13 protein-coding genes are annotated in these 14,070 nt (G+C 42.7%); 2 read left to right on the top strand and 11 right to left on the bottom strand.

All coding sequences use genetic code 11. From position 1 onward, the window contains the following. Positions 1 to 314 precede the first annotated feature (314 nt). Complete coding sequence (fbaA, locus tag LZF95_RS04060; RefSeq protein ID WP_233753708.1) at positions 315 to 1,376, top strand: class II fructose-bisphosphate aldolase; 1,062 nt, start codon at positions 315 to 317, stop codon at positions 1,374 to 1,376. A gap of 213 nt (positions 1,377 to 1,589) precedes the next feature. Here the strand turns inward: fbaA and LZF95_RS04055 are convergent, their stop codons facing one another. The 4 genes from LZF95_RS04055 to LZF95_RS04040 form a co-directional block, all read right to left on the bottom strand. Further along, positions 1,590 to 2,489 (bottom strand): hypothetical protein, encoded by a 900-nt coding sequence (locus tag LZF95_RS04055; RefSeq protein WP_233753707.1) that lies wholly within the window; start codon positions 2,487 to 2,489, stop codon positions 1,590 to 1,592. 98 nt (positions 2,490 to 2,587) lie between these two features. Continuing rightward, positions 2,588 to 3,574 (bottom strand): 6-phosphofructokinase, encoded by a 987-nt coding sequence (gene pfkA / locus LZF95_RS04050; protein WP_233753706.1) that lies wholly within the window; start codon positions 3,572 to 3,574, stop codon positions 2,588 to 2,590. A 3-nt stretch (positions 3,575 to 3,577) separates the two neighbouring features. Further along, on the bottom strand, positions 3,578 to 3,949 hold the full coding sequence (locus tag LZF95_RS04045; RefSeq protein WP_233753705.1) for a methylglyoxal synthase: 372 nt from the start codon (positions 3,947 to 3,949) through the stop codon (positions 3,578 to 3,580). A 92-nt stretch (positions 3,950 to 4,041) separates the two neighbouring features. Beyond that, on the bottom strand, positions 4,042 to 6,084 hold the full coding sequence (locus tag LZF95_RS04040; protein WP_233753704.1) for a S9 family peptidase: 2,043 nt from the start codon (positions 6,082 to 6,084) through the stop codon (positions 4,042 to 4,044). 184 nt (positions 6,085 to 6,268) lie between these two features. Between LZF95_RS04040 and mscL the strand changes: the two genes are divergently transcribed. Beyond that, positions 6,269 to 6,691, top strand: a complete 423-nt coding sequence (gene mscL / locus LZF95_RS04035) for a large-conductance mechanosensitive channel protein MscL (RefSeq protein WP_233753703.1) — start codon at positions 6,269 to 6,271, stop codon at positions 6,689 to 6,691. A 147-nt stretch (positions 6,692 to 6,838) separates the two neighbouring features. Here mscL and LZF95_RS04030 read toward each other — a convergent pair whose 3' ends face one another. The 7 genes from LZF95_RS04030 to LZF95_RS04000 all read right to left on the bottom strand — a co-directional run bounded on the left by LZF95_RS04030 (position 6,839) and on the right by LZF95_RS04000 (position 13,985). Continuing rightward, positions 6,839 to 7,279: a hypothetical protein gene (locus tag LZF95_RS04030; RefSeq protein WP_233753702.1), complete on the bottom strand. Its 441-nt coding sequence runs from the start codon at positions 7,277 to 7,279 to the stop codon at positions 6,839 to 6,841. Positions 7,280 to 7,284: 5 nt separating this feature from the next. Next, positions 7,285 to 7,644 (bottom strand): hypothetical protein, encoded by a 360-nt coding sequence (locus LZF95_RS04025; protein WP_233753701.1) that lies wholly within the window; start codon positions 7,642 to 7,644, stop codon positions 7,285 to 7,287. Between the two features lie 35 nt (positions 7,645 to 7,679). Further along, the gene (locus LZF95_RS04020) at positions 7,680 to 8,228 is read right to left on the bottom strand and encodes an RNA polymerase sigma factor (RefSeq protein ID WP_233753700.1); all 549 of its coding nucleotides are present in this window, start codon (positions 8,226 to 8,228) and stop codon (positions 7,680 to 7,682) included. Between the two features lie 263 nt (positions 8,229 to 8,491). After that, entirely contained in the window at positions 8,492 to 9,412 is a 921-nt protein-coding gene (locus LZF95_RS04015; protein WP_233753699.1) for a universal stress protein, read from the bottom strand. Positions 9,413 to 9,971: 559 nt separating this feature from the next. After that, positions 9,972 to 11,453 (bottom strand): lipopolysaccharide biosynthesis protein, encoded by a 1,482-nt coding sequence (locus LZF95_RS04010; RefSeq protein WP_233753698.1) that lies wholly within the window; start codon positions 11,451 to 11,453, stop codon positions 9,972 to 9,974. 169 nt (positions 11,454 to 11,622) lie between these two features. Next, entirely contained in the window at positions 11,623 to 13,752 is a 2,130-nt protein-coding gene (gene feoB / locus LZF95_RS04005) for a ferrous iron transport protein B (protein ID WP_233753697.1), read from the bottom strand. Positions 13,753 to 13,757: 5 nt separating this feature from the next. Beyond that, entirely contained in the window at positions 13,758 to 13,985 is a 228-nt protein-coding gene (locus LZF95_RS04000) for a FeoA family protein (protein WP_233753696.1), read from the bottom strand. Positions 13,986 to 14,070 lie beyond the last annotated feature (85 nt).

Below are 14,070 nucleotides of genomic sequence, written 5' to 3'. Positions count from 1 at the left end.
TAAGTTTTTTTACAAACATGGTTTTTTGTCAGTTCTTCTGTCTTTTATTTCTCAGCTCTTGGCTCTGTGTTCCCAAATTCCCGCCTTGATCATTGAAAATTGCATATTGAAAATTTTATCATCTACGATTCAGTGTTCGGTCTTCCATCTCCTGTCATCCAACACGGTTTCTAAGGAAAGTTAGGGACAGAGGTATATATTTTAGATTTAGTTGTAAGGTTTTTTAAGAATGGGATTTATATCTTTGAAGCATCCGATAATAAAAGGGCGCCTCGAAAACGCTTTATCATGAATTATTCAAATCTTATTTACCTATGAAATTCAAACCTGGAGTAAAATACGGTGAGGAGCTTAAAGACCTTTATGCATACGCTAAAGAGAATGAGTTTGCAATGCCTGCTGTCAATGTAATCAACACCAACTCGGTGAATGCGGTATTGGAAACTGCAAAGAAGCTGAACTCACCGGTAATTATCCAGTTCTCCAATGGGGGGGCACAATTTTTTGCGGGAAAGTCTCTGGCAAATGACAAACAACAAGCCAGTATAGTAGGTGGGATCTCAGGAGCTCATCACGTTCATCTTATGGCTGAGGCTTATGGTGTGCCGGTGATTTTGCACACCGACCATGCTGCTAAGAAATTGCTTCCTTGGATAGACGGCCTACTGGATGCTGGCAAGTCTTACTATGCCACTCACAAGAGACCTTTGTATAGCTCGCATATGCTGGATCTTTCTGAAGAGCCTTTGGAAGAAAACGTGGAAATCTCCTGCAACTATTTCAAGGAGTTCAAAAAGCTGGAAATGGCCATCGAAATCGAGTTGGGCGTGACCGGTGGAGAAGAAGATGGAGTTGACAATACAGATATTGATTCATCTAAACTTTACACTCAACCGGAAGAAGTAGCTTATGCATACGAACATCTGAAAGAAATCGGTGATCTATTTACTATTGCCGCGGCATTTGGAAACGTTCACGGGGTATATAAGCCAGGAAACGTGAGCTTGAAGCCTATTATCCTGAAGAATTCACAGGATTATATCAATGAGAAATACGGAACGTCTGGCAAGCCATTGAATTTTGTATTCCATGGAGGGTCTGGATCTACTGTAGAAGAGATCCGTGAGGCAAACAGCTATGGTTCTATCAAGATGAACATAGATACAGATATGCAATGGGCATTTTGGGAAGGCATCTTGAACAATTATAAGAAAAATGAGGCTTACCTACAGACTCAACTCGGCAACCCGGATGGTGCTGATAGTCCTAACAAGAAATATTACGATCCGAGAAACTGGTTGCGTAAGGGAGAAGAAAACTTCGTGAAAAGGCTTGAGTTGGCGTTTGACATGCTGAATGCAGTGAATAGAAACTAATTTCTGTTAAGTTCATAACCAAAAAAGTCACCCGAAACGGTGACTTTTTTTGATTATCTATAATTTACGATGCGATCTGATAGTAGCTGTGAGAAAACTCAAAGTACGTATGATTTCACCTTCGATTTGCCTTCCACACTTGGAATTCCGTTTCCGGTCTGCGGTCTTCTAGCCATAATACATATCGACATGCTTTAGGATACCCGCATACAATTAATCGCCTCCCGTAGCTTCCCCTTGCAATTCCCGTAATTGCCTGGCTGCAATTTCATTCCCTGGTTCCAATTCAAGAACCCGTGTAAACAGTTGTATAGCCCGATCATTCTGCTTGTTGGCCATCAAGGCCTCACCATAGCTATGCAGCACATTGGGAGAGTAAGGAAATATAGCAGAATTGATCTCAAAGGTCAGTAATGCCTCAGGGAGGCGGTCAGAATGTTTAAACACATAACCTAAAGTGTTCAACTCTTTTTCTCTCCCCACTAGGGAGTAAATCTTATAAAAATGAGTCTGCACATTTTTATAAATGGAATCAAGTGGTTCTGATTCAAATAATTCAAGCAGGTAGGTAGCAGCCCGGTAATTGGGCTTAGAAGCATGTCCTAGTGCGATCTGCGCTAAATCAGTTTCCAGGTCGTTGACCGGATACTCTACAATTCTGGAATACTCCTTGCCCTCATTTTTAAAGATAAACGTCGGCACGCGGTGAATTGACTTACCCTTTTCCTCGCCGTTCGGCCCTTGTTTGTAGAGTTCCTCTCCATCATATAGGGCAATGAACTTTAGCTGGCTTTCCTGCAGTCCGATACCTGTCCAAAGTTTGACAAACTGAGGGACCCAGCGCTTACTGTCCCCACACCATGTGCCCAGATATATTTCAACTTCAGAATTTTGAAAGGTGTTTTTCCAGTCAGTGTTTTTTCCGGAAAGTTCAAACAAACGTTCATTTTCTTCATACCATCCCTGGAAAGAGGCGTCTGATCTAAGAAAATTCAGCTCAAATTCCCCTGCGAGATGTTTGTCTCCGGCAGCATTGATGTATGTCTTTGGAGTTTGCGCCCATAGCAAGGAGGGAACAGTCAACAATAGAATGAATGGAAAATAGTTCTTCATGATGCTTAAGTAAGAAAGAAAATGAACAAAAACCGAAAATAATGCAAAAAGTCCAAGCTTATTAACTTGGACTTTTGTTTTCTAATCTTTTTAGTCGGTTAAGTTGAAAGGATCTTTGCTACTCGGAAATCATCCTCATCTACAGACTTATCATCTACAATTGCTTTTTTGATAGGAGTATAGACAACCTTATTGTTGATGAGCCCGGCCATGACATCGTATTTGCCTTGTAGTAGCCCTTCTACAGCAGCTACGCCCAGTTTGGAAGCAAGGAGACGGTCATAGGAGCTAGGAGATCCCCCCCGCTGTAAATGGCCAAGGATGGTGACTTTTATGTCATAATATGGAAGATGCTTTTTTACCATGGAGGCGATTTCATTTGCCCCGCCGCTTTTACCCCCTTCAGCCACAATGACAATGTTTGAGGATTTTTTAGCTTTGGTTCTAATCTTTAGTTTGTCCACCAGGTGCTCAATGGGCATTTTCTTTTCAGGGATCAGGATAGCCGCGGCGGCACTGCCTATCCCGGCATTGATCGCTATAAATCCAGCATCTCTTCCCATCACTTCCACGAAGAAAAGTCTGTCATGGGAGGTAGCTGTATCACGGATTTTATCTATAGCCTCAATGGCCGTGTTGCACGCAGTATCAAATCCTATAGTGGAATCTGTTCCTGAAAGATCATTATCTATGGTGCCCGGAAGTCCTATAGCTGGTACCCCGAATTCTTTATAAAACAAATGCGCACCAGTAAGAGACCCATCTCCACCGATTACAACTAGAGCATCGATTCCATGACTTTTTAAATTATTATAAGCAATCTGTCTCCCTTCAGGAGTACGGAATTCGGCACTCCTGGCAGATTTGAGAAAGGTGCCGCCGCGTTCCAGCACATGGGTAATATGCTTAGATTCCAGTTTTTTGATATCGTTTTGGATCATACCTTCATAGCCACGGTAGATTCCATACATTTCCAGGTCATAGTACAATCCAGTGCGTACTACCGCACGGATAGCTGCATTCATACCCGGGGAGTCACCTCCGGAGGTAAGAACGCCAATTTTTTTAATGGGTTTAAGTTCCATTTTCTAGGTTTGGGTGAAAGCTTTAAACATTAATTGGGCTGAAGCCGGATTGGTTGCCAAGGGAATATTGTGTACATCGCAGATCCTCATCAGCATCTGCACATCCGGTTCATGAGGATGTTTGTCAAGCGGATCTCTGAAAAAAACGACCATTGCAAGTTCTTTCTGGGCAGCCATGGCCGCTATCTGGGCGTCACCACCGATAGGGCCGGAAAGTAGTTTTTGGACTTCAAAGCCTGCTTTTTCTATATGGGAACCGGTGGTGCCTGTAGCTACCAGCTGCACATCGGCCTGATGCAGTCTCTCTCTGAATCCGCTTAAAAAATGAACCATGTCGGCTTTTTTACCATCATGGGCTATTAGAGCAATTTTCATTTGAATAGGAGAATAGGTTTGTGCCAAAGTTAGGAAATTTTATTTCCCTGTACCCTTGGCTAATGTTATAAAAAGGCTATCAAGTCGATAGTTTAGATTAATTTTTCCAAATAAAGCAAGAACGTGTATTCCAAAGCCAATTCTTTAAGTGAATTGAACCTTCCAGAGGCTCCTCCATGACCTGCTTCCATATTAGTATAAAGGAAAAGCAGCTTGGAGCCAGTTTTCATTTCTCTTAACTTGGCCACCCATTTGGTAGGTTCCCAATACTGCACCTGACTGTCATGCAAACCGGATGTGATTAGCAGGTGAGGGTAGTCTTTGGCTTCTACATTGTCATATGGCGAATAAGAAAGCATGTATTCATAGAATTCTTTGTTTTTTGGATTTCCCCACTCCTGAAATTCACCAGTGGTCAAAGGAATGTTTTCGTCCAGCATGGTGGTCACCACATCGACAAATGGAACTGCAGCGATGATGCCATTGAATAGATCGGGACGCATATTCATTACAGCGCCCATAAGCAGCCCACCGGCACTTCCACCCATCGCGTACAGATGCGCTGATGAAGTGTACTTTTCATTGATCAGATGTTCTGCACAGGCGATATAATCGGTGAAGGTGTTTCTTTTTTTGAGCAGCTTGCCATCTTCATACCATGCCCTTCCCAGGTCTTCCCCTCCCCGTATATGTGCTATCGCAAATACAAACCCTCTATCCAGTAAACTCAACCTGCTGCTGGAGAAGTACGCATCCATGCTGAAGCCATAAGAACCATAAGAATAGAGTAGGAGGGGATTGGATCCGTCCGGAGTGAATTTATCTATCTTATATACCAGGGAAACGGGGATCATCACGCCGTCAGTTGCCTGGGCCCAAATCCGTGCCGAAGTATATTCTGTGGCCTCATATCCACCAAGGATTTCTTGTTGCTTCAACAGGGTTTTCTCCTTAGTGATCATATGATAATCAAAAGTACTTGCGGGCGTTACAAGTGAATTGTATCCAAACCGAAGAATAGGAGTGTTGAATTCGGGATTGGTACTGATCCAGGCAGTGTAAGTCTCATCATCAAATTCAAGTGAGTGTTCGGCTGTGCCATCCCATGGTTTGATGTTTATTGTGCAGAGACCGTTTGATCTCTCCTGTGTTACCAAGAAGCCGGAGAAAATATCAAAATCCTCCAGTAGTACCGATTCTCTATGTGGAATCACATCTTCCCAGGATTCCAGGGCAGGGCTTGAAATAGGAGCCTTTACCAGCTTAAAGTTTTGGGCTTCATGATTGGTTCTGATCCAAAAATGGTTCTCGTAATGGTCCGCGGCATATTCCAGATGGGGAATTCTGGATTGCAATAGTTGAAATGTGCCGTACGGATTGGCAGCATCCAGAAATCTGATCTCCGAAGAAATCGTGCTTTCGGAATGAATGAGGATAAATTTCTCTGATTTGGTCTTATGGACAACACATGAAAACTCCTCGTCCTTCTCCTCATATACCAACCGATCTGTGTCTGTAGAAGTGCCTAACTGGTGCGAATACACCTGAAATGACCGTAGGGTTTCCGGATCCTGCTTGGTATAAAATAGAGTCTGGTGGTCTTCTGCCCAGGCAATATTTCCCGTAGTGGAGGGTATATGGTCTGGAAGGATCTCGCCGGTTTCAAAATCTTTGAAAGAAATCCCATAGATTCTTCTTCCTACTGTGTCTGTGGCAAAGGCCAGGGTTTTCAGATCAGAAGTAGCGGCTGTGCTTCCTACTTGATAGTAGGATTTGCCCTCGGCCAGTTTGTTGACATCCAGAAACACCTCTTCATCAGCGTCCAGACTCCCTTTCTTGCGACAATACAGAGGGTATTCTCCTCCTGTTTCATATTTTACATACCAATAGTATCCTGATTTGAAGTAGGGGACGCTTTCATCATCCTCTTTGATCCTACCTTTCATTTCCTGAAACAATTTTTCCTGGAATTTTTCGGTAGCCTTTAGGCTGTTTTTGAGGTATTCATTCTCTGCATTGAGGTACTCAATGACTTCTGGGTTATCACGGTCACGCATCCAATAATAATTGTCAGTACGCTGATGGCCATGTATTTCTAAGAGTTGGGCTATTTTCTTGGCTTTGGGTGCCTGCATTTTTGTGGGTTTTAAGGTGCAATGTTAATGAAAAAAAAATGCGTTGGGTTCTATTTTAGTTGCGAAATTCTATCTGGAACTGCTTTTTTTGGTGATTTAAATTATTTGTTAAATAAATAAGTTCTTGGATTGAACGATAATTTTTAAAATATTCAATATATAATTAACCATTAACCAAATTTATATGGGATTTCTTAAAGAGTTTAAAGAATTTGCCGTGAAGGGCAATGTAGTTGATCTGGCAGTAGCCGTGATCATAGGCGGAGCGTTCGGCAAGATCGTGTCATCCTTTGTGAAAGATGTTGTGATGCCTCCTATCGGGGTTCTGCTTGGAGGAATGGAATTTACTGATCTGGCACTGGTATTAAAGGAAAGCAGTGTCGGCCCCGCAGGGGAAGAGTTAGGCCCTGTGCTTTTGACCTATGGTATATTTATACAGAATGTTGTCGATTTCTTGATCATTGCGATGGTGATTTTCCTTGCCGTAAAAGGAATCAACAGCATGAAGAAAAAAGAAAAGGCCGCACCTGCAGCTCCGCCCGCACCTCCAAAATCCGAGGTGCTGCTTGAAGAAATAAGGGACTTGTTGAAAAAAAACAATCCATAACAAAAAGAGGCTGTCTCAAAAGTAGGTTTTCTTGTCAGGCTGAGTGGGGGCTAAGCCTTTTATAAGCTAATTAAGCCCGTTTCTACTTCCTGCCCACCAGGAGATGGGCGCTCAATGTGACAATAATTATTAGTTATGAGACAGCCTCTACTTTTTCTGCTCTTCTTTCCGTCTTTGATAGATATGCCTGGCAAATTCCCTGGACAGTCCATTCAGCTGTAGAATTTGGTTGTAGGTCAGGATGCCTGATAAGTTTTCGACAAATTTTTCTTCATCTTCAACCAGTTTGCGCTGTATATCAAATTTTTTCGATATCCTTGATTTGGCCTCTGATTCGCTTAAATCTGTATCCTTGGACTTTCCTAAAGCTATCATTTCTCTCAGGTTTTTGTCCCTTGACTCCTCGAATACATTATAAACAGGCCAAAATTTCTCAGCTTGGCTTGGTGTGAGATTTAGCCGGGTAGTGATAAAAGCCACTCTGGCCGCATCCAGCTTCTCACGGTCATATCTTCCTTCGGGTTGTTGGGCAAGGACTGTTCCTATAGTCAGGAAAAACACAAAGATGATCCATGAATATTTCTTCATAATTCTTAATACCAGTTTTCTATGTTATCATCTGCAAAATCCACTTCATAGATCATTTCTTCCGCAATGATCTGATCAAGAATTTCTTCTGGGTTATCCACCATACTAAGGACGTCTTCTGCAGTCCAGTACTGGCTCTCTATGTAGAGATTGACCTCGTCCTCCAGAGTCAGCAATTCCCTATCCGTTTTGGAAGTATTGATCTGCCAAACTCCCCAAGACACTAACAGAACTGCTATGGCCGCGGCATATCTGAACCAATTTACGGGTTGCTGCCGCGGGATCCTGCGGATTATCCGGTCAGGCAGACTCTCGAAATACCCATCTGGTGCTTTAAAATCTTTAATATCAGGTAAGTTGTTCATATGTATAAGTTTAGACTGGGTTGTGGGGCAATAGTTTATTCTATCATGAGGTATTGTTCGATTTTTTTTACGGCATGGTGGTAACTGGCCTTTAATGCACCTATGCTAGTCCCGGTTATCTCCGACATTTCTTCGTAGGTCAGCTCATCCTGATACTTAAGATGAAAAACCAGCCGTTGTTTGTCAGGCAAGCGGAGTAATGCTTTTTGGAGCAGGCGCTGAATCTCATCCCCGTCGATTGAGCCTGTCTGATCGATGAACGATTCCATTTTTTCCTGATGATCTTCTAGTGAAAAGAAGAAGCGCTTTTTTTTCTTTTCGAGGAAACTCAGGGACTCGTTCACGGCTATTCTGTATAACCAGGTGAAAAGGCTGGATTGTTCCTGAAACTTGTGGATGTGATGATGCGCTTTGACAAAGGTGTTTTGGGTGATATCATCCGCATCTTCATGAATCAATACCATCCTACGGATCACATGATAAACACGCTTCTGGTAAGTCAGGATAAGCTGCCTAAACCCCATCTCCCGGGTGAGGGGATTTTGGATGAGTTCTAGGATTTCCTGATCACCGTTTTTCTTCATTCGCCTTTTAGACCCAATTTATTGAAAATGGTTTATTGCGAAATAAAGAATGTTTTCTTGGGTATTGATAATCAGTGATAAAAATATTTTGACCAGTCCAGTTTCCGGGCAGGATAAAGCGATATGGGCAACGTATGATTAGGAATAGTGACATCAGGGCAACTTAAGCCTGACTCACGACAACTGCAGACTTAAGGCCACGATCCTACACACCGCATATTCCCAGAAGACCTGCCACTGGAATCATTGCGGATACTTTTCATTTATATTTCGAGAATGTATTCCAATATACCTGCGTTTTTGCCTTTGGGTCTGGTCACCAGCAGTGGAATACTGTCGTTGTACTGGATCAGGCGCTCAGCCATACTTCCCAAAAATAAGGCGGTGGCCGCGGTACGTCCCTTTGCGCCTATGATTATACCATCGGCCTCTATCTCCTTAGCCTTGGCCACGATTTCTTCCACAGGGTCATCGTTAATATCCTGGGTATAGACAGGAGTGATCTTCCTTCCCTTAGTGTCTATCTTCCTGATAAATTTTTTGAAGTTTATCTCCGCGTGCATGCGCATGATCTGGGTGAATTCCTCATAGCTTTTGCCAGTATAATGGTATCCTGATGGCACTGTGAACACATTTTGGCATACTATCTCTACATTCCCGTGTTTTTCAGCAATCAATATCGCCTCTTCCAAGGCATCTTTGGAATAATCGGAGAAATCACTAGGAACCAGCAGTTTTTGCACTTTAGATACTGATCCTTCCGGTACGATCAGAAGTGAACAACTAGCCCTTCTGGCCAGCCTCGAAGAAGCTACACCTGTGCCGGGTAAGGTGACTTTTCTGCCTATAAGGATCATGTCAGCAGACTTTTCCTCTGCAAGCTTCAATATTTTCTTGGATAATGAGCCCTCTTTTACTATGTAGTTTAATGATATGCCCTTTGGGCCAGTGAAATGTTCCTTCACCATAGCCTCCATAGCTTCCTGCCTTTCGTTGACCATATTCTCCACCAGATTTGGGAATTCCTCCAGTACCTCTTTAGGAATACTGAGGTTTTTGATCACATTTACAAAGTAGATTTTTTTTGTTTGATTGACCTGAGCTATAAAAGCAGCATGATGAATGAGAGTCTGATCCAATGATGTCTGATCAAGGCAAACGACCATTTTTTTAATCAAATACATAGAGCGCTATAGGTTTTAAGGAATTGCAAATTTAATGTTAATAAAAGTAAAACTTTACGGGTTAGTTGAAATAAAATTCGGGTTTTAAGATGCTTGGGGTAAATAGAGGCTTTTCTTATTTCGGGTTTGAGGATTACTTGAAATATTATACTGATTTAGAGAATTAAGTACTGGTTTGCTCATGTCAGGTTATACTGCATTATCGCAATCATATTCCAATTTTGCCAACCTACGCTATAATAAATCGTATATTTGTGCTGTCCGGGTCGCCGACATGTTCAAACTTCACAAATTACAAATTTACCGAGTGAAGCCCTTCCCAAAAGCAGGCCTCACCTCGATTATATCGGGGCCTCGATTCGAAAGAATCAGGATAACAGTGGAAACTTGCGGTTTACAGGCAGCTCAAATCTTGTCAAGTAGGAGGTTTGCAACACTCTAAGACCCGGACTTTTTGATTTCTTATATAGCCCCGCTGACCTAACTAGGGAAGGCAGGTTATCGCTGAAAAGGACGCAGATCACCATAGATTGCATACTACAGAAATTCAATCTTCATTTCAGTTTTGGGATTCTTGATTTTTTATTCTGTTTTTTATCCATTCCCATTCTTCGCTGCCCACGTTGAATAACCTGGATATCAGAAGGTATAAAATCAGAATAGCCAAACTGGTCACCACAATACTTGGAAGTGGGGCAAGTGGCAATACTATAAGATAAACAGGAATAGAAGTCAATATCCCTACACTGATGATCTTAGCGGTTTCCTTCGAAAACGGTTCAAAACCAAATTTTGCTTTCAGGAAAATATATTTCACCAAGTTAAACAGCAACATCACCGCTGCTGAAGCCATTGCCGCGCCCTCGATTCCATAAAGGGGGATCATCAGATAATTCAAAACGATGATGAAAATACTCATGCCTATGGTGGCAACCAGATTGAAATGGTAGTGTTTTGAAAAAACCAATATCTCACCGTTTACAGAAAATACCACATCCATCAGCTTTCCTAATCCTATCAAGATCACCACATATTTTCCCGCCTCATAGATTTCCCGATTTGGAATAAAATGATACAAGGAGTCAAGATTTGCCCAGAGTCCAATGAAAAGCAAGAGACATACAAAAAGCTGACGGTTGGACACCTGCTTGTAAAGCTTGTTTATTTCGGTGATGTTGCCCTTGGCAAAATGATCGGCTATCACAGGCATCACTACCTGGGAAATAGCTCTTCTGGGAAGCTCTATTACTAGCGCCATACTGAAAGCAATCGTGTAAATAGCGTTAGCCTCCAGACTTATCATGGAGCTCACCATGATGCTATCGATCTTCATGATCAAGGTGGAAGCGGCAGTAGCAAGAAAAGTCACCAAGCTGAATTGCATAAAAGAGGTTCGGAATCCTTTAGGAAAAGTGTTCCAGCGAAAATCCAATACCAGGACTTTTAGCCACAGCAGATAAACCAATACCCCTAGAAAAGCAAGGCCATATACCATTACCAAACCCACCATAACATCTGAAAACGCGATCCATTCCAGCAGATACATCCCGACAAGTATGCCAGTCAGCAGTCTCAGAAAAACTTCCCTGATCAATGTAGGGACTGCCACTTTTACGTAGGAACGGCTATATGCATCCATTATGCTGGCTAGTAGCGCAAATAAAGTGATCAGAAGTACTATGCCGAAAAAGTCAATCACTTCCGGAGAATTCACCGCAAATAGTTCTACTATACTGTCTTTGAAGCCTAAGAAAATTATGCTTACCAACGCAAAACCCACTAAGGAAAAAACCAATCCGTAACTCAGAAAGGCGGAGTGGTGGGATTTAAGTTTGGGGAAAAACCTAGTGATTCCATGTCCTACACCAAGCTGGGCAAAGGGTACAAAAAGCAGCCCTAAATCCTGAATAGTCCTGAATATCCCCAGTTGAGAGGCATCCAAGGCATAGGGATAGAGCCACAGGACATTGATATATCCTATGACTACGCCCAGGTAAGAAAAAATGGTGGTCTGAATACTCTGCTTGGCTACTTTGCCCATGGGCTTAAAAGTATCAAAAAACTGGCATTAAGAGATCGATCCCGGTATAATTCAAGGCTTGGCGCATTTATCACATCCCGGCGCAGTCTTGGATTTGAAAAAATATTTTTTCACCAAATAGCCTATCGCCCCCAATACTATAATACCGACGAGAATTTCCTGCCACATGCTATGATAAAATCTGATACACCAAAAGAGAAGATAAATACGCTAATGCGGTCATATATACTGTCTGTATCAACGGCCATTTCCAGCCTTTGGTTTCCCTATATACAATCGCAAGAGTACTCATACACTGCATCGCAAAAGCATAGAAAACCATAAGTGAAAAAGCAGTGGCGGTATTGTAAACTTTCTCTCCGGTTTCGGAATTGACCTGTTGATTGAGCTTTTCCCTGATTGTAAGCTCATCTTCTGTATCGCTCCCTATACTATATATGGTAGCAATCGTGGATACAAACACCTCTCTGGCTGCAAAGGAAGTGATGAGTGCGATGCCGATTTTCCAGTCATATCCCAATGGTCTGATTACCGGTTCTATGGTTCTTCCCATTATTCCAATAAAGGAGTTCTCCAGTAGGAGTGAGGCGGTTTCATTTTCTATTTCAGCAATTTCATCAGGAGAAGATTGGGCAATTTTGGCTTCGGCCTCAGTTCGGATTGAATCCATACGTTCTGGTGGGCCATAGGAGGCCAGTACCCAAAGAACAATAGAAATCGCTAGAATAACCTTACCTGCTTCCAGGACAAATGTCTTTGATTTGTTGTACATGGTAAGCAATACATCCAGCCACCTAGGAGCGCGGTAGGTGGGAAGCTCTACCATCAGAAAACTTTTCTCCTCAGTCTTTAGGATGTATTTCAGGAGTAATGCAGTGAATAAAACTCCCAAAACCCCTAATAAATACATTCCCAACAAGGCCATTGCCTGTAGGTTGAAGATTCCAAAGATGACCTCGTCAGGCACTACCAGTCCGATCAGGATAATGTAAACCGGGAGTCTTGCAGAACAACTCATTAGCGGAGTCACCATGATGGTGATGATTTTCTCTTTCCAATTGCCAATATTCCTCGCAGCCATGACCCCGGGGATTGCGCAGGCTACTCCAGAGACCAAAGGTACTATGCTTTTTCCATGCAGGCCAAAAGGGCGCATCCACCTGTCCATAAGGAAAACCACCCGGGACATGTAGCCTGTATCTTCCAGAATTGCCAGGAAGCCAAACAGCATGGCGATCTGGGGGATAAATATCACTACTCCTCCGATCCCCGGAATGATTCCCTCTGTAATCAGACTGGATAGAGGGCCTTCAGGGAGTAGGCTGGACACCCAACCCGAAAGTTCAGCAAAAAAGCCGTCAATCATGTCCATGGGCACCGAAGCCCAGGCAAAGATGGCCTGGAATATCAGAAGCAGGATCGCTCCAAAAATCAAGTAGCCGAAGACCGGATGAAGCAAGATCTTGTCAATCCCTGATTCCTTATTAGTTTCAGGAGATAATACCACTGCTTTATCCACTATCTCGGTGATCTGTTTGTACCTTACCTTAGTTTCCTCGAGTTGGGCTTTTTCCAGATCTATTCCGCTTTCGCTAAGTTTTGCTTTTATCCAACTTCTGTTTTCATGGGAGTATGCCTTGTCTTTCTCCCCAAACCTGAGCATCTGATAGGCCTGATAAGAATTTGATAATCCGAATTTAGATTTGACTTCATTAAGCAAAGAAGCCGGTACTATTTCTTCTATTTCTACGAATGAGGATTTTTTACTGAAATTCTGTTCATGGATCAATTCCCGGATTTGATCCAAGCCTTTATCTCCCCTTGCATCTGTACTTAGTATAGGCACTCCAAGTGCTTTGAATATCTCAAAGCTTTTAATGGCAATGTTCTTCCGTGCCGCGATATCTGCCATATTGAAGACCAAGGCCAAATTCAGCCCCAGGTCCAATAATTGTGTGGCTAGAAACAGACCCCGAGAAACCTGGCAGGAGTCGATGATCATCAGGACAAACTCAGGCCTTTCTTCATCTCGCAATTCATTCAATACCCGATGGGCAATGATTTCGTCTTCAGAATTGGGATAAAGACTATAGGTGCCGGGCAGGTCTATGATCTCATAGTTGCCTCCGCGAAAATTCATCCACCCGGTCTTTTTATCCACCGTTACGCCGGGATAATTGCCGATTTTTTGGCTTAATCCTGTGAGTTGGTTGAAAATTGTGGATTTGCCCACATTCGGATTACCGATTATTGCGACTTTAGGGGCTTTTACTTGGGGAGGAATTGTGGACTCAGGCATGTATTTCAGAGCAATTGTACTTCTATCAGAGAAGCTTCGGATTTTCTTAAGGCTAAAATGGACTCTTCAAGTTTGAAAGCCATAGGGCCTCCTAAGGGGGCAGAGTGATTCAGAGTGATCGTTTTGCCAGGAAGAAATCCAAGTTCCATCAAGTTGATTTTCAACGGGGAGTCCAGGATTTCCTGGATGATCGCAGCCCGGGAGACCGGTATAGTATCGGCGGTAATGAACATAGAATTAGAGAGTGCCTGTTGACTGATGGCAAAAATAGAACTATTTGGAATGAATCTAAAGAAATACGGATAAGATTTTTGTCAG

The organism is Algoriphagus sp. AGSA1 (assembly GCF_021390545.1).
Taxonomy (GTDB): Bacteria; Bacteroidota; Bacteroidia; order Cytophagales; family Cyclobacteriaceae; genus Algoriphagus.
Note: the sequence above shows the minus strand (reverse complement) of the source record. Positions and strands in the feature narration are given on the sequence as shown.